We start from the raw sequence: 18,511 nt of genomic DNA on the forward strand, positions 1-18,511 counted from the left end.
AGGTGCAAACAATGTCCGGCAACTGGATGACTATGCGAGCGTGGTTGCTGATGCTTCCGTTACTCGCCGTCATGGTTTGCGTGATCGGCTGGCCAATGTTTGAAACGGTGCGGCTTTCGTTCACCGATGCAAAGCTTGTCGGCACTGGCGGCGATTTTGTTGGCTTTGCCAATTACATCAAGATGCTAACCAGCTCAAATTTCCAGCGTGCCTTCTGGACCACAACCTGGTTTTCTCTCATCTCGGTGTCAGCCGAAATGGTCCTTGGCGTTTTGGCGGCACTGTTGCTGAACCAGCAGTTTTATGGCCGCACTGTTCTGCGCGCCTTGCTTATTCTGCCATGGGCGTTGCCAACGGTGGTCAACGCAACACTATGGCGTCTCATCTACAATCCCGAATATGGTGCGCTCAATTCGCTGTTGACCCAGCTTGGCATCATTTCAGACTACCAGTCATGGCTCGGCGAACCGTCAGCAGCAATGACGGCGCTGATTGTTGCCGATTGCTGGAAGAACTTCCCGCTTGTCGCACTCATCGCGTTGGCGGCCCTTCAAGCCGTCCCAAGAGACATAACAGCTGCATCGCTCGTCGATGGCGCGGGTCCATTCAACCGATTCCGGTTTGTGATTCTGCCCTATCTTGCGGGACCATTGATGGTCGCGCTTGTGCTCCGCACCATTGAGGCATTCAAGGTCTTTGACATTATCTGGATCATGACCCGCGGTGGCCCCGCTAATTCCACACGTACGCTTTCTATCCTCGTTTATCAGGAAGCATTTTCCTTCCAGCGCGCGGGATCTGGTGCATCGCTGGCGCTCATTGTGACCCTAATCGTTACGGTGCTGGCGTTGGGCTATGGTTTTCTGGTGCGCAAAACGGCTGGAGCGGCAACATAATGGAACGTCGAAGCCCCATCGCAACTTTCTTCGTTTATCTCGCTGCGCTGTCGCTAGCAGTCATTATCCTCGCGCCCTTGTTCTGGCTGTTTGTCATGAGCATATCGCCGATGGCCGACCTGTCTGTTCGCCCATTGAAATGGTGGCCGACCACAGCGGATTTTTCTCGCTATCAGACTCTGCTGTCCACGGTCCCCAATAGCGCTGGCGCTGCCTTTGTGGCATCGATGTATAACAGTCTGAGAGTGGCGGGCATGGCCACATTAGTGGCGATCCTTGTTGCGATCCCTGCCGGTTGGGCGGTATCGCGGACCTCGCGCATCGGTTGGTCGCTCACTTTGGTCATTGGCACATACATGCTGCCTCCGGTGGCTTTGGCCGTGCCGCTTTACATTCTCCTTGCAAAACTAGGGCTGCTGAATTCGGTATTCGGTCTCGCGCTTGTCTACCTCACCATTCTGGCACCATTCACCACATGGCTGATGAAGTCTGGCTTCGATGGTATCCCGCAGGAGATTGAGCAGGCCGCGATGATTGACGGTGCAAGCCTGTTCCAGACATTGCGTATCATCACGCTGCCGCTTGCATTGCCGATTGTTGCGACATCGGCGCTGTTCGCATTTCTGCTGGGATGGGACGAATTTTTCTATGCGCTTTTGTTCACATCGGATCAGAGAGCGCGGACGCTGACAGTCGCTATCGCCGATCTCGCTGGCGGGCGCGTTTCCGATTACGGGCTGATTGCGACGGCGGGTGTTTTGGCAGCACTTCCGCCGGTTATTGTTGGGCTTTTGATGCAACGCGCACTTATCTCCGGCCTCACCAGCGGCGGCGTGAAAGGATGATGATGAACACGCAAAAGCAGCGTCCCGAAGGACTTGTCGCAATCGATAAAGAGATGGCGCGCCAGTTTGGCGATGCTCTTATTTCCTTTGAGGATAATCGCGAACTGGCAGAGAAGATCGCCGGGAGTTTACGTAAAACCGGCAAGCTGCTCCTGCTGGGGATGGGCGGGTCGCACGCGGTCGGTCGTGCGGTGGAGCCGCTTTATCGCGCCCATAATATCGATGCAGTTGCCATACCGCTTTCAGAGCAGCTTGGCGCTGCCTTACCCATTGATGGCAAAACGGTTCTGGTCACATCCCAGTCCGGTGAAAGTGCGGAAGTCGTCCGCTGGTTCGCCGAGAAAAAGGGGCAGGCCGATATATTCGGTTTGACGCTTGATGCTGGGTCGTTTCTCGCCAGCAAAGTCGACTGCCTGGTGGGGCATGGCGGCGGGGAGCTTGCATTTGCAGCAACCCGTAGCCTGACAATTAGTTTCGCTCTGCATCTCGCCATATTGGCGGCACTCGGAGACGATCCGCGAGCCGCACTCAACGTGTTGAATTCCCCCCAAACTGTGGCGATTGATGCAGCGCTTGATTGCATCGCTGATGTCAACACGATTGTAACCTCGGGGCGCAGTCTGCAGGGGGTAGCAGAAGCCATTGCTCTCGGGTTTACCGAGCTTTCGCGCGTGCCGAGCTATTCGCTGGAGGGTGGCCAACTGCGTCACGGGCCGATGGAAATGCTCTCGCCAAAGGTTGCAGTTATCCTCTTCAAGGGCAACGATGCGACCGCACCGCTGGTGACGGCGATGGGACAGTCTGTTGCTGAAACGGGAGCCAAACTGGTAGTGTTTGACGCCTCCGGTGATGCGCCTGTTCCGGGTGCTGTAACGATTTCGTTTCCCGCAGCAAGCGGACTTGGCGCCATTTTCACGATCCTGTCAGCTGCGCAACGGCTCATGATAGCCTTTGCCGACCAACGTGTCGAGAATGCCGGTACGCCGGTCCGTTCTTCCAAAATCACCCGGAGCGAATGAGTGAGGCCAATTGCAATTATCGGCAACGTCAATGTTGATATGATCCTGGGACCGACTGCGGCTTGGCCACAACCGGGAACCGAGAACATTGTCAGCCATGACGAATTGCGCGTCGGCGGTTCGGCGGGAAACTCGGCTTTGACACTGATGGCTTTGGAAGTTCCATTTCAAATGGCCGCGAATACAGGCGCCGATCAGTTTGGTCGCTGGCTCGCTGAGAATTTTGGTGATCATGCCAGACAATGGGCGGCGTTTGCTGGAAAAACCACTCTGTCCGTCGGCCTGACGCATCCGGATGGAGAACGGACTTTCTTCACGACACTCGGTCATCTGCCGCATTTTTCAATTGAAGATGCCCTGTCGGCACTTGATGGTGAGGCCTTGTCCGGCGGACTGGCCCTTCTTTGCGGAAGTTTTCTGACCGACAGGCTGGCGGATGCATATGATCAGTTTTTCGATTGGGCCGACAGCCACAACATCGATGTGGCGCTTGATACCGGCTGGCCGGTCGAAGGCTGGACGGAGCGGAACCGAAGCCGCGCACTTTCATGGCTGAAACGCAGCAAGTTTGTCATGTTCAACGAGGTTGAGACGATCAATCTTGGAAACTCCGCCGATCCGGTTGAGGCCGCCCACAATCTCTGCCGGACGATGCCGGATGGCGGCCTTTTTATCGTTAAATGCGGCTCGAATGGCGCCTTCGCGGTTGGACATGATGGCAGCGTCGTATCGGTCAATGCGCCTCAGGTAACGGTTATCGATACAATCGGCGCGGGCGATGTTTTCAACGCAGCTTTTCTTGCGTCATTCGCCAAGGGCCGCTCGGTTGAGGACTGCTTGCAGGCCGCCACACGCAGTGCCTCGAAGGCCATTTCCACAAGCCCGCGGGCCTATATGTCGGATGCTGAAGGAGCGCTTGTATGAGCACCCTGACCATAAGCAATGTTTGCAAGAGCTACGGGTCGACAGAAATCCTCAAAGGTATCGATCTGTCTCTCGCCAGCGGTGAGTTTCTGGTGCTGTTAGGTGCCTCCGGTTCCGGCAAGTCGACATTGCTCAACATGATCGCGGGTCTGGCCGAACCGACAAGCGGCGACATTCGCATTGATGAGCGGTCTATCGTCGGCGTACACCCCAAGGACAGGGATACGGCGATGGTGTTTCAGTCCTACGCGCTCTATCCAAATCTGAATGTGAAGCGCAATATCGGCTTCGGTCTTGAGATGCGAAAAGTACCAGCTGCGGAGCGGGATAAAGCCGTGCTGGAAGCAGCGCGCCTTTTGCAGATCGAAAACCTGCTGGATCGAAAGCCCGCGCAGCTCTCCGGTGGCCAGCGTCAGCGTGTCGCAATCGGTCGCGCATTGGTGCGTCACCCCAAACTGTTCCTTTTCGATGAACCATTGTCCAATCTGGATGCAAAACTGCGCATGGAAATGCGTGCCGAGTTGAAGCGACTGCATCAATTGATGAAAACCACGATGGTTTACGTTACGCACGATCAGATCGAGGCGATGACATTGGCGACGCGGATTGCGGTCATGCGCAATGGGCGCATTGAACAACTGGACACGCCTGAAAATGTCTATAACCGGCCCGCGACGCTTTATGTGGCGACATTCGTCGGCGCGCCGCCAATGAACATGCTGGAAGCCACATTCAGCGGAGATCGTCTGACGATTGACGGTACGGACACCAGCATTCCAATTGGCAACCTACCGAATATTGCGGCTGGCAGACGTATTTTGCTTGGGGTTCGTTCAGAAGCAATAGGGCGGGAGCGGAAAGGTCAAAGTGTCGTTCTGCGCATGAAATGCGACATCGCCGAACTCACGGGTCCCGAACTGATTGTAACGGGAACCGTTGGCCCACAAAGGCTCGTTGCCGCTTTGCCCCCAAGTCATAAAGTTCAGCCAGGCGAAGAGTTCGAAGTCATGCTCGATCCTGCGAATATCCATCTCTTTGACGCAGAGACTGAACAGAGACTCAATTGATATTGCGTCGGCTTATGAACGCTCGTTCTTGATGGCCTCGTAGAGCCAGGGGCATTCGGCCACCGCCGGTGCCCGAATGCCTCGTGCGGCGGCGTCGAGCCGCATGTCGCGCAGGCGCTTCCGGCCTTCTTCTTCCGTCAGGTAGAGACGTTCATGCCCCCAGAAGGAAGGTCCGTCCGTGGTTTCATGCGGTTCCCAATTTGCGGGATCGATCTGTCTTCCGCCCCAGCCGTTTTCTACAAAGAAACCCGAAGGTGTGTTTGCATAAAACGATGTCATGTAATCATTGGTGTGGCGTCCAAGCGTATAGGCCAGCCGACCATCTTCTAGTCCCGCGAGATCATATCCCTGTCCAACATCGTCAAGGTTCTTAAACTCAACCATGAAATGATGGAACCCCTGTTGACCGGACCCAACCATTGCAAAACTATGGTGGCGGTCATTGACATGGAAGAAGTAGAGCCCATAGGGCTTCAGTCCATAATCAGTCACATGGAAATCCAGATTGTCCCGATAGAAGGGCATCATGATTTCGATATTCTTCACATGCAGCACGGCATGTCCCATGCCAAGCGGGCCGGTGTTGAACCCTGATATGGTGCGACCCGGGACAAAAGGATCGGTGGCAATCATCGGCTGCCAGATCAGCTCGATGCGATTGCCCATCGGATCGTCGAACCAGACCATGTCCGCACAAAAGCGCTGATCGCAAAGGGCGACATTGGCCCGATGCACCCGGGTGCCGACCGCTTCCAGACGCGATGCATATTGATCGAGGTCGTGTTGAAACTCGACTTCCCAGCCCATGCAGGACAGCGTTTCACCCGGCTCGTCAAGCACGATCAACCGCTGCATGCGGTCATCCATACGGAAAGCTAGTTGACCGGCGGCAAGGTCAATTTTCTGCATACCAAGCAAGCCGGAGGCAAAGTCGGCCCAATCATCAAGCTTGTCGGAGCGCACGCCGATATATCCCAGAGCATTGATGGCCATGGCCTTTTCCCTCGCGTAAACTTGGATTGGCCCCGCTTTTGGCGGGGCCTGCGGAAATCAGGCTGCGTCAGCGATTGGGTTCGACAACGTGCCAATACCGGTGATTTCGACTTCAACACGGTCGCCAGCGAACATATAGAGTTGAGGCTCGCGGAACTTGCCGACGCCGCCGGGTGTTCCGGTGGCAATGACGTCGCCGGGAAGCAGTTTTGTCACCGTCGAAACATAGGCGATAATTTCGCCAATGGAGAAAGCCAGATCCGAAATCGGCGTCGTCTGCACTTCCTGGCCGTTCACGCGGGTACGTAGATGCTGTTCCTCGGGATTTGGCAGTTCGTCCTTCGTGACCATCCATGGTCCCATTGAGCCGGTGTCGTCGAAGCTCTTGCCCGGCCAAAACTGGGTCGTATGGCGCTGGAAGTCGCGGATAGAGCCGTCGTTGAAGCAGGAATAGCCTGCGATGTAATCTGCGGCTTTTTCGGCGCGGATATTGCGACCCGCTTTGCCGATGATGACAGCGAGTTCGCCCTCATAGTCGAATTCCTTGGAAACGGCTGGTCGCAACAGCGGATTTTCATGCCCAAGAACAGACGACGAATAGCGCGTGAAGATCGAAGGATATTTTGGCTTTTCGCGACCGGTTTCCTTGATATGCGCGGCATAATTCAGGCCGATGCAGAGAATCTTGTCCGGGTTTGGAATTGGCGAAACCAGAGTAACTTCCGATACCGTAACTGGCGCTTCCGTATGTGCAGCCAGTTCGGCCACGGCGTCGGCATTCAAAACAGCCCGCAGATCAGGGTAGCGAGCCTTGAAAGCGGCAGAAGACTTGTGCAGCCCCGCATCGGTAATGAACCCATAACCCGCCCCTTGATCCGCTGTCGTAAATGAAACCAGTCGCACCGTTGTAACTCCCTTCGATCCGTCGGGCGCGGCCCGATCGGGGTCGCGCATTCGTGGGCCTTATGCTGTGACGAGCGGTCCAAGGCCAGATCGAATTGGAGTTGCGTTCACCAGATGAACGGTGCCCCCGGAAGAACGACTTAGTCTGTGGAGTTGGAGTTTTCGCGTCGATAACGCATGGTCATGTCGGGAAAAGCTTCGCATTTTTGAGCAATCCGCGCCGCGCATTCCCGCGCCTGTTCGAGAAAACGTCTAACACCTTCCGCCACTGGAAGCGCCGACACGAACCACACCACCGTGACTACCGCTTGTACTCGCCCTTTGGCGTGAACGGGCACGGAGAGGCTGTTGGTCGCGCGGATCAGCTCACCGCTGCGCAATCCATATCCTTGCTGACGGGTGGCGGCAATCTGCTGCGTGATATGGCGGCGGTCGCCCGCAAGCGCCGCCTGATTGGCGGGGTTTTGCGCAAGCCGGTCCAAAATGGCTTCCCGTTCTTCATCTGGGCAAAAGGCAAGATAGGCTCGTCCGGAAGACGTATGCAGTATGGGCAATCGCGTGCCGACAAGCCCGTGTTGAATGGAAAAGGGGCTGGTGCGGTGCGTCGATTCCCGCACCAGCATCATGTCGTTTTGCAATGTGTGCAGATCGACGGGCCATAGAATTTGCTTGCCAAGCCGCTCGGTTTCCGGCGCCGCGCATTCGCGCACCCATGCTTCGTCATTATAGCCGTCAGAAAGCGACCGGACGTAGAGCGTCGGATACCAGCTGCCATCGGAGGGACTGCGCTCGACAAAACCCAGCCCTTCCAGCGTTTCGAGAAGTCTAACCACAGTTGGACGCGGCAATTCCAGCCGTCGCGCAATCTGCTGCGGATGCGCGCCCTTATAGAGAGAAAGGTCTTGTAGCAGCGCCAGACCGCGCTCCAGAGCGCGAACAGGGGCAAAGTTTCTTTTGTTGGTTGGTTCCATAGGCACTAGTGCTCGACGGCGCGGCAAATTGCGTTCGACAGGTGAACTCTAATCGAAAATGGGTTGAAGTTGAAGGTTCAATATCGGAAACCCGCCGAGAGTTTATATGGGAGATAATAATGCAGATCAATCGACGCAACCTGCTGCTGTCCAGCGCGGGGTTCATGGCCGCTGGACTTTTGCCTGGTTTCCAGTCTGCTGTTCGCGCGGCTTCGGGCGATCCGGTAAAAATCGGCTGGTTTGCCGCGCTTTCCGGCCCCTATTCAACGGGCGCATTGGCGCAGGATGCCGGCCACAAGGCGGCCATCGCAGAACTGAATGCCAAGGGCGGTGTGCTTGGCCGCCCGCTGGAGTTGGTCGCTCGCGATACGGTTGCCGATCCCGGCAAGGCTGTGAATTTCGTGCAGGAACTTCTGTTCTCGGAAAAGGTAAATGTGCTCTTCGGGCCCAACACCTCCGGGGAAGCGATGCCGATCCGCGACTTTATCGCCGAAGCCAACACGATCAATATGCCGACGGCCCTGATCGATCACGTGATCGACCCGGAAGCCTATCCGACGATTTTCCGCGTTGGCGGGTCGGCGGGGCAGCAAATTGAAGCCGGTATCACCTTCGCTCTCGATCACTACAAGAAGCAGAAGATCGCGCTCTTCGTAGATAATCTGTCTTATGGCGTTCTCTGCCGCGATCTTGCGCTTGAAAAGATGAAGGCGCGCAACATCGAGCCGGTCTATGTCGGCACGCTGGACGCCAACAAGGTGGATCTGGGCGACGATATCATCAAGGCGCGCAATAGCGGCGCGGATGTGCTTCTGGTCTGGTCGGCTGCATCATCCTTCATGGCGCGCGTGTTGACGGCGCGTGGTGAGCAGAAGTGGGATATTCCTGCCATCTGTGCACCGATTGCGCTGAATGCCCAGATCACTGATCTCGTGAAGAAGGAATATCTCGACGGTGCAGTCGGCGTGGGCTTCCGTCATCTTGCAGTGGATGGCAATGGCAAGTTTGCCGCAGGCATTGAAACCCTGCTGGCCGAGCAGGCTTCGATTGTCGGGCCACAGCTCAAGAACGGTATAACCTGGATACTTCTTGGTTATGCGTCGACCAAGCTTTGGGCTACTGCCGTAGAGAAAGCCGGTAGCGTTGAGACCGATGCCGTAATCGCAGCTCTCGAAACCATGGGAACGACGGAAACACTGTTCGGCAAGGTCGGTTTCGGTCCGGGCAGCCGGGAAGGACTGTCGATGGACGAATACGCGCTCTTCACGATTTCTTCGTTCCAGAACGGCGGCTTCACGCTGGCCTGATCGATTGTCGGCGGACTCTCGCGCGGTGCGTGGAGCCCGTCACCAAGAGGACTAAACCATGTTTCTCGTTCTGATCTCGGGGCTAGCCCTGGGGTGCCTCTACGCCACGGTGGCCCTAAGTTACAACGTGATGTACTCGACCTCCAAGGTGCTCAGCATGGGCGCCGGACAGTTCGCCATGGTCGGCGGCATTGTCGGCGCATGGACGCTCGGCGATCTTGGCTGGCCGATCTGGGCCTCGCTACCGCTCGTTATCGTCGTTGGTCTGATCTTTGGCTGGCTGACGGAACTTGTCGCCATTCGCCGCACCATGAATGGTGGAGATGACCACCTCTGGATTCTGTCCACGCTTGCCGTTGCAACGATTGTCCAGCAAGGCATGGCGCTTTGGTGGGGAACAGAGCCGAGACCGTTCCCTCGGCTCATTCCCCAAGACTATGCTGGCATTTTGGACCAGAAATACTGGCTTCCGATTGTGACGGCATTTCTCATGGCGGGCGGGCTTGCATTGTTCTACCGCAAGACGACAATCGGCAAAATCTTCGTCGCGCTCGCAGACGATACTTTTGCGGTCAGTGCTCGTGGCATTTCAGCGATCCGCATGCGCTCGCTTTCCTATGCCATTGCTGGTGCGCTAGGCGCTCTGGCGGGGTTCATGACGGGACAGCTCACCTACGCCTATTTTGCGCTTGGGCTGACGCTGACGCTCAATGGCTTCATCGCGCTTGCGATTGGCGGGATCGGTTCCAACATCGGCGCGCTGGCGGGCGGCATCATCTTCGGCGTAGTCACCACCTGCGTCGCTTATGTCTTCGGCTCGGAATTCCAGCAAACCATCGCAGTCGGGACGCTTGTCATCCTCCTGACCTTTATCCCCTCGGGATTGTTCGGCAAGAAGCGGGTACGCCAGGTATGAACGTGAAATCACATCAGGGCCTTCTCTTCGCCCTCATCGGCATCGGCCTCGCCGTTGCCTTCCCCTTTCTCACCAATGATCGCTATCTGCTCCGCATCGGAGAAATGGTTCTGATCTACTGGATCATCGTTGCCGGACTGAACCTGCTTGTCGGTTATGTCGGCCTGATGTCCATCGGCCATGTCGGTCTTCTATCGATCGGTGGCTATGCATTCGCGATTCTCGCTGGCAAGCTGGGGCTTCACCCCTATGCGGCGCTAATTGCTTCCGGTGGCGTGACCGCGCTTGCCGCAGGCCTTTTGTGCCTGCCATCGCTGCGGCTCCCGGGTTTTTATTTTGCGCTCGCAACGATTGCCTTTGCGCTCATCATGGTGGAACTGGCGCTCGGTTTCTCGGGTCTTACCGGCGGCACGGTTGGCCTAGCGGTTCCGGCTTTCCCAGCGCCATTCAAGCGCACAATCGGCGAATACTGGCTTGCACTTAGCATAGCAACCATCGTGACGGCTATGACCTGGAACTTGGCTCGCAGCATGTGGGGCCGTGCGATGATTTCCATCCGCGACAGCGAAGTGGCGGCGCAGAGCGTTGCAGTGTCAATTTTTCGTACAAAGCTCACCGTTTTCCTCTTTTCGGGCTTTTGTGCGGGCGTTGCAGGCGGACTTTTCGCACGCGCTCAAAGCCACATCACGCCGGAAGCCTTCAATTTCGACGTCTCGTTGATGTTCTTCACGGCGATCATTATCGGCGGACGCGGATCGATCATCGGTCCAATGGTCGGCACGCTGCTGCTTGCCGTGATCCCCGATGTATTCGCTTCAATGCAGCGCTATACGGCGTTCTTCTATGGCGGCATTTTGCTCGCGGTGGTTCTCGCAATACCGCAAGGACTCGGTGTCTGGGCCAAAGACCATCTTGGCAACATCGTCGGAAAGAGCGCATCAGATGATCAGCGCGGCGCGCAAGAGCCCAACATGCCCGCATTGACGGCCCTTTTGCAGGAGAAAGCCTGATATGAACATGATAGATCCTGCAGTAAGAAAGAGCACCGGCGTTCTAGGCCCGGACATGCTGCAAGCGCGCAATGTTTCCAAAAGCTTCGGTGGGCTGAAAGCCGTCAACGCTGTGTCGCTTTCCATTCAGGCTGGCCAGATTCACGGGTTGATCGGTCCAAATGGTTCCGGCAAGACCACGATGCTCAACCTCATCAGCGGTTATTACATGATCGATGAGGGGGGGGTGGTGCTTGGCGGCCAGGATATCAGCCGTCTTGACGTGCGCGCCCGCGCACTCGCCGGTATCGCGCGAACCTTTCAAAAACCGCGGCTGTTGCCCTCTTTAAGCGTGCTCGACAATGTCATGCTCGGTGGATGGGGCGCAGTTCAGGCCGGTTTCGTTGAAACCGCGCTGCATATGCCGCGCTCAAGGCGCGAAGAGCGCAAAATGCGCGAGCGCGCGCAGGCGCTGCTTGATGCGTCGGGTCTCGGACATCTCGCCGGGCGGCGTTGCGAACATCTTGAACATGCCGAGCGGCGTTTCCTTGAAATCATCCGTGCTTTGATGATCAGACCAAAACTATTGCTTCTCGACGAGCCCGCGGGGGGGCTGACGGGTCGTGAGATCGAATATCTCGGACAGATTATCCAGTCGGTGGCGGAGGCGGGCATTGGCGTGCTCCTTGTCGAACATCACACGGATTTTGTCTTCCGTTTGAGCCATCACGTTACCGTGCTCAATCTTGGCGCGGTTCTGGCGGAAGGCGCGCCTGATCAAGTGCGTAACGATGCGGAAGTCGTCCGCGTTTATTTGGGGAGTTGAGAGCATGGCAATGATGCATAACGGCACGCCGTTGCTCGAAATCACAGATCTGAGCGTGGCTTATGGCAAGGCGCCCGTGGTCATCGGCGCGTCGCTCAACGTCCATGCCGGTGAGTTCCACGCCATTCTCGGTCGCAATGGTGCCGGAAAAAGTACCATGCTTCACGCGGTTTCCGGTTTGATCGGCAAGCGCAGCGGTCGGGTCCGTTTTGGCGGCGAGGATATTACCAGTGCCAGCCCCGAAAAGATCGTCGAGCTTGGACTGATTCAGGTGTTGGAAGGCCACCGCATTTTTCCTTCACTGACAGTGCAGGACAATCTTGAGGTAGCGGCTTATCCTGGCAAAAAACGTGGTAAAAAGCCAGATTACGAGCGCATCTACCATTTTTTTCCTGAACTGGCGTCCAAGAAGAACGATCCTGCGTCTTCACTTTCTGGTGGTCAGCAGCAGATTCTGGCGGTTGGTAAGGGCATTCTTGCCGAGCCGCGTCTGCTCGTCCTTGATGAGCCTTCAGGCGGACTTGCCCCTATCGTAGTGGATCGCATCCTCGACGTTGCCGCGCAGCTCGCCAAAGAGGGAGCAGCGATCATTCTGGTGGAGCAGTTGGTGGAAAAGGCGCTGCGCCATGCCGATACTGCAAGCGTGATAGATACCGGACGCGTGGTGCATACAGGCAGCGCCGAGGAAATAGCCTCCAGTCCGGTCATCCGGGAAATCTATCTGGGCCACGCATCGTAACCTAACCGACTTGCCAGTTATGGCGGGCGAACATGGGGGACAACACGCGCCCCGTGAAAGATTTCTCATGCTCAAGGATGAAGCAAGTGTCAAAGACGACTGAACTCGCGCGCTACCATGGCAGGGTGGCTTTGGTAACCGGTGGACTTGGCGCCATGGGATTGGCCATCGGTCGGCGACTGACCGAAGAGGGCGCAATTGTTTATCTGGCCGATCTGACTGCCGATGACGCGGGGCGGATTACGGAAGCCTATCAGGGTGTGACACTTCCGAAGGTACTTACGCTTGACGTCAGTTCGGCGGAAAGCTGGGACGAGGCGATCAATACGATCCTCGCTGAAAGCGGTGCTTTGCACCTGCTGGTCAACAATGCAGGCGTGATAACGCCCGTACCACAGCCCATCACCGATATTCCGCTCGATGAGTTTCATCGCGTGCTGAAGGTCAATCTGGACGGCGTTCTGCTCGGAACACAGGCCGCTTTGAAAGCAATGAAACAGGGCGCAGGGGCGGCAATCGTCAATCTCGGTTCACTGGCCGCCTATACCGGCTCTGCCGATAACGGCACTTACGGCGTGTCGAAAGGGGCGGTTCGCTCGCTTACGAAACATGCAGCACTTTCGGCTGCGCGCAATGGTCATGATGTGCGCATCAATGTCGTGCATCCGGGCTATGTCTGGACGCCGCTTGTAGCCGCTAAGGCAGCGAGCCAGTTCGGGACGGAAGATGCGGCGCGTGAAGCCTTCTCGAAAATGAATCCGTCGGGCCGCATCGTCGAACCGTGCGACGTAGCGGCGGCGATTGCGTTTCTTGGCTCAAGCGATGCACGCATGATCCATGGAGCCGATCTCGTCATTGACGGCGGTCGCCTCATCCAGTGATGCTTCGGGCGCTACTTTAACAAAAGCCGTTAAAGTAGCGCGCACTCAGCGTTTTCGGCAAGTGCAGGGCTCGTAGCCACCGGCGAACAAGCGACCAGGCTTCATGCCGATCATGGCCGGAACCTCGTGCAAGGCTTGTGCACCGAGCGAACGTGCAATGGAGATTGTGGCTTCGGCGCAGATGGCCGCGTCTTCCGCCGCATTATGGTGTGCGAAGGTGAGACCGAGATGCGAAGCCAAAACATTTAACTTGTGGGAGCCGAGGTCCGGCCAGACCTTCTGCGCCATTTTTACCGAACACAGATACTGAAACTCCGGGTAGCTTTGCCGATATTGGTCGAGGCATGCGCGCCAGACGCTGAAATCGAAAGCAGCATTGTGGGCGATCATCGTCGCGCCCGCGAAGTCATCTGCGAACTCATCCATGACTTCGGGAAACTCTCCGGCATCTTCGACATGCTCGGGGCGAATGCCGTGAATGGCGATATTGAATGAGGAAAACCGCATATCCTTCGGTCGGATAAGGCGCTCTTCAACGCGCACAACGCGGCCATCTTCAATCCATGCCAATCCAACTGAACAGGCGCTTCCGCGCTGTTCATTGGCCGTTTCAAAATCAACTGCGATGGTTTTCAAGGGATGCTCCGGCTGGCTTTGAAGAGCTTCTACCGTCAAGCGCATCATTTGGCAAAACCAAAGCATCGCCTGCATCCGTTTTGAAAAACCGATGCAGGCGGAATCGTGTTGATTATTTCAGCTCGACAACAGCTGCCTTGATATCGGGCTTTTGGGGAATGATACCGCTCTTGGCATACCAATAGGCAATTTTCCCAATCTGCTCGACATCTGCTGCGGTAACGGCGGTCGTCGGAACGGCATTGTTCTCACCGATCACTTGCCCCAGTTCAGCGGGTATATTCATTTCTTTGGCCCAGATGGCGCCAGCGTCCGCCTTGTTCGCCACGGCCCAGGCATTGTCTTTCTTCAGAACATCGAAAATCGCCTGAAGCTCGTCAGCTTTCTTTTCGGCAAATTCTCGGCTTGAAATCAGAACGACAGCATTGTCGGAACCAATGGCAGCGCCATCCGCAATCACCTGACCGCCATAGGATTTTTCGGCGATTGCCACGAAAGGATCCCATGTCGCCCAGGCGTCGACATGGCCTTGCACAAAACTTGGGCCGCTGTCGCTTGGGCTAAGATAGACGCGCTCGACGTTTTTCGGATCGATACCGTTTGTCTCCAGCCCTTGCATCAGCAGATATTCGCCCGTACCGCCGCGGTTGACGGCGACTTTCTTGCCTGCCAAATCCTTGATCGACGTGATGCCAGCATCTTTCTTGGCAACGATCCCTTCCGATCCCGGCGACATTTTCTGATAGCCGAAGATCGTCAGCGGAATATTTGCCGCCAGCGCAGCAATGGCTGATGTCGAACTGCCAGCGGTAATATCGATGCTGCCCGCATTCAGTGCTTCAAAGGCTGGGGCTGCAGCCGGAAATGGGCCAGCCCATTCCACCTTAATGCCTTTTTCCGCGAGGGCTTGTTCCAGTGTGCCGCGTGATTTGGCCAGTGTTATGTCGTTGGGGCCGCGAAGCCAGCCAATGCGCACAACCTGATCGGCGGCGAACGCCGCTGTGCTCGCAAGTGTCATTGCCGCACCGGTAAGGGCGGCCAGAATTTGAAGTCTTTTCATTGAATATCTCCGCTTTTAAGGGTGCAGGACGGAATGCCGGACGCCCAGCGCTTCCAGCAATTCGGTTTCGATAGCAGCAGCGCGTTTATCTGTTCTCTGTCGAGGGTGATCGATATCGACACGCAGATCGTGACTGAAACGTCCCTGATCCAGAACGAGAATGCGGTCGGCCAAAGCGACAGCCTCCCAGACATCATGCGTCACCAGCAAGGTTGCTGGCTTGTGCTTGCGCCAGAGGTTGAACACCAGGTCGTGCATGCGAAGACGCGTCAGCGCATCAAGTGCTGCAAATGGCTCGTCCAGCAAAAGCAGTTGCGGTTTTCGCACCAGCGCCCGCGCCAAGGCCGCCCGCTGTGCTTCACCGCCAGATAATGTCAGAGGCCATGCATAGATCCTGTGCGACAGACCGACATCGGCCAGCGCTTCCGCGGCCTTGCCGCTGTTGCGGGCGTTCGGCACACCGAGCGCAACATTGTCAATCACACTTTTCCACGGCATCAGCCGCGGTTCCTGAAAGACGACGGCACGGCGTTGTGGAATCTCCAGCGTACTGGCCGGGGCTTCGTCGAGCCCCGCAAGCACGCGCAAAAGCGTGGATTTTCCTGAGCCGCTTCTGCCAAGCAGGGCTACGAATTCCCCCGGCGCGATGCTTAGATCGATACCATCAAGAATTGCCGGTCCGCCGAAGGACCGCGACAAGCCACGAATTTTTACGATGTCGCTCATGATATCACCGCAGGGCGCCAGCGCAGGGCATAGGCCTCGATAGCGCGAACCAGCCCGTCAGTGAGCAGCCCCATGAACGCGTAGACCAGCAGGCAGACCACGATGACGTCGGTTTGCAGGAAATCGCGTGCATAAGTGATGATATAGCCTATGCCACTGGAGGCATTGATCTGTTCTGCCACCACGAGGCTAAGCCATGCGATGCTCAATCCATAGCGTACGCCGACGAGCAACGAGGGCAGAGCGCCGGGGATCACGACATGCCGAATGATTTCGAGCGTGCTGAGATTGAGGGTGCGTCCGGCTTCGATCAGCTTGCGATCAACGCCGCGAATGCCGCCATGCAGTGTCAGATAGATCGGGAAGACGGAGCCAAAGGCAACCATGCCGATCTTTGGTGCTTCACCTATACCGTACCAAAGGATGAAGAGCGGAAGAAGCCCCAGAAAAGGCATTGCCTTCAGCATCTGTACCGGCGGATCGATGATGGTTTCACCGAGTTTGGAAAGCCCGGCGAAAAGTGCCAGTGCGACGCCTACGACAAGCGCGATGGAGAAGCCTGCAATGACGCGGAGGAACGACACGGCCAAACCTGTCACAAGTTCACCCGAAGCCAGCAGCCGCAGGCCGGTTGCCGCGATGTCTACAGGCGACGCCAGCGTGCGGGCCGATAAAAGCCCCGTCATGCTCGCCAGTTGCCACAAGATCAGGATGGCGATGGGCGATATAAGCCTGCGCATCCATTGCGGGAAGCGCGGACTTGCTTTGGCATTGCCGACCGAAGGAGAACCGACGGTCGCCGTTTTCTCCAGAGCGCTCGTATCAGCCATTGACGGCCTTTCCGGTCAGATCCCGGTCGAACAGGGTTGACCACGTAAACTGCTTGCGCTCAGCGACGGGCCGCTCGACAGGAAGGCGCGGCAATACCATTTCGCCGAAACGATAGGCTTCCTCCAGCAGCGGCATGCCCGACAGGATAAACGTATCGACGCCCACGGCCTGATAAGCTTCAAGTGTGCGAATAACCGTGTCGGGCGAGCCGACGATTGCGGTGCCGGGGCCGGGGCGGACGAGACCGATACCCGCCCAGAGATTGGGTGAGATTTCAAGGTCGCGCAGATTGTCGGGTTTCACGCCGCCATGCATTGCCGTCATGCGCTGCTGGCCGACAGAGTCCGTGTTGGAAACGAAGCGCTTGTTGCCCGCCATGGCCGCTTCATCCATCTGGTCGTAAAGGTCGGCTGCTGCTTCCCACGCCTTTGCGTCAGTCGAGCGCACGATTACATAAAGACGGATACCGTATTTCAGTTCGCGCCCATGCGCTGCGGCGCGCGCTTTGACTTGGCTGACCTTCTCGTCCATCTGTTCGGGCGTTTCTCCCCACGAAAGATAGGTATCGACATGCTTTGCCGCGACTTCGATTGCGCTGTCCGACGATCCGCCAAACCATAGTGGCGGTGGGGCAATCGACGAACCGGCAGGAAGGGCCAGTTTTGCGCCTTCGGTCTGGAAATATTTGCCGTTATGGGTGACGCTTTCACCTGCCATAAGACGATGCCACAGCGTCAGATACTCGTCGGCCATCAGATAGCGTTCGTCATGCGGCAACATCATGCCATAAGCGCCAAGCATCTTGGCATCGCCGGAAACGACATTCAGCATCAGCCTGCCATTGGAAAACTCCTGAAATGTCGCCGCCATCTTGGCAAGCAGCGTTGGCGCTACCAGACCCGGATGGAAGGCCAGCAGAAACTTCATGCGCTCCGTAAAGGGCAGAAGGGCTCCAGCCAGCGGCCACACATCATGAGCGCCGGTGGCAAAAAGCGCGCCGGTATAACCCAGATGGTCATAGGCCTGTGCAAGCTGCTTGTAGTAGCCGTAATCGACGACGCGTGAGCCCTCGGGTTTCCAGGGATAAGCGCCGTCTGGCGCGCACATGTACCAAAGGACATTCATGCTGTTTCTGCCTCGTTATGCTCTGCTATAATTTCCAGTCTGCGGCTGATCGCAGCATGGCGAAGCAGTATGTCTGCCTCCGCCTGCTGTTCGCGCAAAAGCGTGTCGTCAGCGGGCACGATGTGCCAGTTGCGTTCCTGGATCACCCGCGTCCAGGCGCGCCGCTCATTGTCGTCGGCGTCCTTGGCGAGAAGGGCTGCGGCCTGTTCAGGATGCGCGATAATCTCACGACCGATCCGGGCGAGTTCCACCGCAAACGCATCGATTACATCGTCCGGCAGATTGCGCTGTCCGATCGTCCAGAACACCGAGCGATTGGGAATTGTGGTGCCGCAATGCAGCAAGACATGGAATTCGCCACTGGCGAGCGCCTGTTCGAGATGCGGCGCCATGGCAATCCACGCCGCCACTTTGCCGGCACGGAGCAGTTCACGCGAAGGGCTCGCCAGAAGATCATGCCGTTTTACATCATCAAGACGAAGCCCGACCTGCTCCAGACTTTTTGCGAGAAAATAAGTGTGAAAGGAGCCATCGACGAGCGCAATATCGCGCCCTTTCAGGTCGGCGACGGTCTGGATATCAGTATCCTTCGCAACCAGTATCGCACCATTTGCAGGCCGTGGCGCAGATGCTGCGGCATAGGTCACCGGCAGTCCGCTCTCCGCTGCAAGAATGGGCGGCGTGGACCCCGTGCCACCAATGTCGATATTGCCGGCAATAAGCTGCTGGGCGGTGTCGCGGCCTTCCGGATAAGGCACGAATTCCGGCTTGAAATCGGCGAAAGCCCCCGGCCAGCGAGACGCGAGCGTCAGATGCAGATTATTGGGATGAAAGCCGATCTTGAATGCCATGAAAAC

At 56.9% G+C, this 18,511-nt stretch carries 20 protein-coding genes; 11 read left to right on the forward strand and 9 right to left on the reverse strand.

The annotated features are described in order from the left end of the window. Window positions 1-11 precede the first annotated feature (11 nt). From HWD97_RS10330 to HWD97_RS10350, 5 genes are read left to right on the forward strand one after another with little or no spacing between them, the layout of a single operon-like run. Window positions 12-896, forward strand: coding sequence for a carbohydrate ABC transporter permease (locus HWD97_RS10330; RefSeq protein ID WP_109366085.1), 885 nt, complete (start codon window positions 12-14; stop codon window positions 894-896). Next, window positions 896-1,741: a carbohydrate ABC transporter permease gene (locus HWD97_RS10335; RefSeq protein WP_109366084.1), complete on the forward strand. Its 846-nt coding sequence runs from the start codon at window positions 896-898 to the stop codon at window positions 1,739-1,741. Before HWD97_RS10330 ends, HWD97_RS10335 begins: the two co-directional genes overlap by 1 nt. 2 nt (window positions 1,742-1,743) lie before the next feature. Then, window positions 1,744-2,760, forward strand: coding sequence for an SIS domain-containing protein (locus HWD97_RS10340; protein ID WP_109366435.1), 1,017 nt, complete (start codon window positions 1,744-1,746; stop codon window positions 2,758-2,760). Next, window positions 2,761-3,684 (forward strand): carbohydrate kinase family protein, encoded by a 924-nt coding sequence (locus HWD97_RS10345; protein ID WP_109366083.1) that lies wholly within the window; start codon window positions 2,761-2,763, stop codon window positions 3,682-3,684. Then, window positions 3,681-4,751 (forward strand): ABC transporter ATP-binding protein, encoded by a 1,071-nt coding sequence (locus HWD97_RS10350; RefSeq protein ID WP_109366082.1) that lies wholly within the window; start codon window positions 3,681-3,683, stop codon window positions 4,749-4,751. The genes HWD97_RS10345 and HWD97_RS10350 overlap by 4 nt, the downstream gene beginning before the upstream one ends. 12 nt (window positions 4,752-4,763) lie before the next feature. On the opposite strand, the gene HWD97_RS10355 is transcribed toward HWD97_RS10350, so the two are convergent. The 3 genes from HWD97_RS10355 to HWD97_RS10365 form a co-directional block, all read right to left on the reverse strand. Further along, the gene (locus tag HWD97_RS10355; RefSeq protein ID WP_371834999.1) at window positions 4,764-5,744 is read right to left on the reverse strand and encodes a VOC family protein; all 981 of its coding nucleotides are present in this window, start codon (window positions 5,742-5,744) and stop codon (window positions 4,764-4,766) included. A 57-nt stretch (window positions 5,745-5,801) separates the two neighbouring features. Then, on the reverse strand, window positions 5,802-6,647 hold the full coding sequence (locus tag HWD97_RS10360; protein WP_109366434.1) for a fumarylacetoacetate hydrolase family protein: 846 nt from the start codon (window positions 6,645-6,647) through the stop codon (window positions 5,802-5,804). 140 nt (window positions 6,648-6,787) lie between these two features. Then, the gene (locus HWD97_RS10365; protein ID WP_371835000.1) at window positions 6,788-7,618 is read right to left on the reverse strand and encodes an IclR family transcriptional regulator C-terminal domain-containing protein; all 831 of its coding nucleotides are present in this window, start codon (window positions 7,616-7,618) and stop codon (window positions 6,788-6,790) included. A 119-nt stretch (window positions 7,619-7,737) separates the two neighbouring features. On the opposite strand from HWD97_RS10365, the gene HWD97_RS10370 reads away from it, so the two are divergent. The 6 genes from HWD97_RS10370 (at window position 7,738) to HWD97_RS10395 (ending at window position 13,276) form a co-directional block, all read left to right on the forward strand. Continuing rightward, on the forward strand, window positions 7,738-8,925 hold the full coding sequence (locus tag HWD97_RS10370) for an ABC transporter substrate-binding protein (RefSeq protein ID WP_109366079.1): 1,188 nt from the start codon (window positions 7,738-7,740) through the stop codon (window positions 8,923-8,925). Between the two features lie 58 nt (window positions 8,926-8,983). Then, a complete protein-coding gene (locus HWD97_RS10375) occupies window positions 8,984-9,841 on the forward strand; it encodes a branched-chain amino acid ABC transporter permease (protein ID WP_109366078.1) in 858 nt (285 codons plus the stop codon). Beyond that, complete coding sequence (locus HWD97_RS10380; RefSeq protein ID WP_109366077.1) at window positions 9,838-10,851, forward strand: branched-chain amino acid ABC transporter permease; 1,014 nt, start codon at window positions 9,838-9,840, stop codon at window positions 10,849-10,851. The genes HWD97_RS10375 and HWD97_RS10380 overlap by 4 nt, the downstream gene beginning before the upstream one ends. Before the next feature lies 1 nt (window position 10,852). Beyond that, window positions 10,853-11,656 (forward strand): ABC transporter ATP-binding protein, encoded by an 804-nt coding sequence (locus HWD97_RS10385; RefSeq protein ID WP_109366076.1) that lies wholly within the window; start codon window positions 10,853-10,855, stop codon window positions 11,654-11,656. 10 nt (window positions 11,657-11,666) lie between these two features. Beyond that, window positions 11,667-12,395 (forward strand): ABC transporter ATP-binding protein, encoded by a 729-nt coding sequence (locus HWD97_RS10390; RefSeq protein WP_371835001.1) that lies wholly within the window; start codon window positions 11,667-11,669, stop codon window positions 12,393-12,395. Window positions 12,396-12,481: 86 nt separating this feature from the next. Next, the gene (locus HWD97_RS10395; RefSeq protein WP_210205540.1) at window positions 12,482-13,276 is read left to right on the forward strand and encodes an SDR family NAD(P)-dependent oxidoreductase; all 795 of its coding nucleotides are present in this window, start codon (window positions 12,482-12,484) and stop codon (window positions 13,274-13,276) included. A 45-nt stretch (window positions 13,277-13,321) separates the two neighbouring features. Here the strand turns inward: HWD97_RS10395 and HWD97_RS10400 are convergent, their stop codons facing one another. The 6 genes from HWD97_RS10400 to HWD97_RS10425 form a co-directional block, all read right to left on the reverse strand. Next, window positions 13,322-13,912, reverse strand: a complete 591-nt coding sequence (locus HWD97_RS10400; RefSeq protein ID WP_109366433.1) for a 3'-5' exonuclease — start codon at window positions 13,910-13,912, stop codon at window positions 13,322-13,324. A gap of 112 nt (window positions 13,913-14,024) precedes the next feature. After that, complete coding sequence (locus HWD97_RS10405) at window positions 14,025-14,972, reverse strand: aliphatic sulfonate ABC transporter substrate-binding protein (protein WP_109366073.1); 948 nt, start codon at window positions 14,970-14,972, stop codon at window positions 14,025-14,027. A 15-nt stretch (window positions 14,973-14,987) separates the two neighbouring features. Continuing rightward, window positions 14,988-15,698 (reverse strand): ABC transporter ATP-binding protein, encoded by a 711-nt coding sequence (locus tag HWD97_RS10410; RefSeq protein WP_109366072.1) that lies wholly within the window; start codon window positions 15,696-15,698, stop codon window positions 14,988-14,990. Continuing rightward, the gene (locus tag HWD97_RS10415) at window positions 15,695-16,528 is read right to left on the reverse strand and encodes an ABC transporter permease subunit (RefSeq protein WP_319080247.1); all 834 of its coding nucleotides are present in this window, start codon (window positions 16,526-16,528) and stop codon (window positions 15,695-15,697) included. The genes HWD97_RS10410 and HWD97_RS10415 overlap by 4 nt, the downstream gene beginning before the upstream one ends. Then, window positions 16,521-17,654: an LLM class flavin-dependent oxidoreductase gene (locus tag HWD97_RS10420; protein ID WP_109366070.1), complete on the reverse strand. Its 1,134-nt coding sequence runs from the start codon at window positions 17,652-17,654 to the stop codon at window positions 16,521-16,523. Before HWD97_RS10420 ends, HWD97_RS10415 begins: the two co-directional genes overlap by 8 nt. Then, window positions 17,651-18,505 (reverse strand): ABC transporter substrate-binding protein, encoded by an 855-nt coding sequence (locus HWD97_RS10425; RefSeq protein WP_109366069.1) that lies wholly within the window; start codon window positions 18,503-18,505, stop codon window positions 17,651-17,653. Before HWD97_RS10425 ends, HWD97_RS10420 begins: the two co-directional genes overlap by 4 nt. Between the last annotated feature and the right edge of the window lie 6 nt (window positions 18,506-18,511).

The sequence above is a fragment of the Ochrobactrum sp. C6C9 genome (genome assembly GCF_022627935.1).
Classification (GTDB): Bacteria; Pseudomonadota; Alphaproteobacteria; order Rhizobiales; family Rhizobiaceae; genus Brucella; species Brucella teleogrylli.

Coding starts and splice junctions, on each gene's coding strand:
- HWD97_RS10375 (WP_109366078.1), top strand. CDS start 8,984: ATGTTTCTCGTTCTGATCTCGGGGCTAGCCCTGGGGTGCCTCTACGCC.
- HWD97_RS10380 (WP_109366077.1), top strand. CDS start 9,838: ATGAACGTGAAATCACATCAGGGCCTTCTCTTCGCCCTCATCGGCATC.
- HWD97_RS10355 (WP_371834999.1), bottom strand. CDS start 5,744: ATGGCCATCAATGCTCTGGGATATATCGGCGTGCGCTCCGACAAGCTT.
- HWD97_RS10340 (WP_109366435.1), top strand. CDS start 1,744: ATGAACACGCAAAAGCAGCGTCCCGAAGGACTTGTCGCAATCGATAAA.
- HWD97_RS10410 (WP_109366072.1), bottom strand. CDS start 15,698: ATGAGCGACATCGTAAAAATTCGTGGCTTGTCGCGGTCCTTCGGCGGA.
- HWD97_RS10420 (WP_109366070.1), bottom strand. CDS start 17,654: ATGAATGTCCTTTGGTACATGTGCGCGCCAGACGGCGCTTATCCCTGG.
- HWD97_RS10405 (WP_109366073.1), bottom strand. CDS start 14,972: ATGAAAAGACTTCAAATTCTGGCCGCCCTTACCGGTGCGGCAATGACA.
- HWD97_RS10425 (WP_109366069.1), bottom strand. CDS start 18,505: ATGGCATTCAAGATCGGCTTTCATCCCAATAATCTGCATCTGACGCTC.
- HWD97_RS10385 (WP_109366076.1), top strand. CDS start 10,853: ATGAACATGATAGATCCTGCAGTAAGAAAGAGCACCGGCGTTCTAGGC.
- HWD97_RS10390 (WP_371835001.1), top strand. CDS start 11,667: ATGATGCATAACGGCACGCCGTTGCTCGAAATCACAGATCTGAGCGTG.
- HWD97_RS10415 (WP_319080247.1), bottom strand. CDS start 16,528: ATGGCTGATACGAGCGCTCTGGAGAAAACGGCGACCGTCGGTTCTCCT.
- HWD97_RS10335 (WP_109366084.1), top strand. CDS start 896: ATGGAACGTCGAAGCCCCATCGCAACTTTCTTCGTTTATCTCGCTGCG.
- HWD97_RS10365 (WP_371835000.1), bottom strand. CDS start 7,618: ATGGAACCAACCAACAAAAGAAACTTTGCCCCTGTTCGCGCTCTGGAG.
- HWD97_RS10330 (WP_109366085.1), top strand. CDS start 12: ATGTCCGGCAACTGGATGACTATGCGAGCGTGGTTGCTGATGCTTCCG.
- HWD97_RS10350 (WP_109366082.1), top strand. CDS start 3,681: ATGAGCACCCTGACCATAAGCAATGTTTGCAAGAGCTACGGGTCGACA.
- HWD97_RS10370 (WP_109366079.1), top strand. CDS start 7,738: ATGCAGATCAATCGACGCAACCTGCTGCTGTCCAGCGCGGGGTTCATG.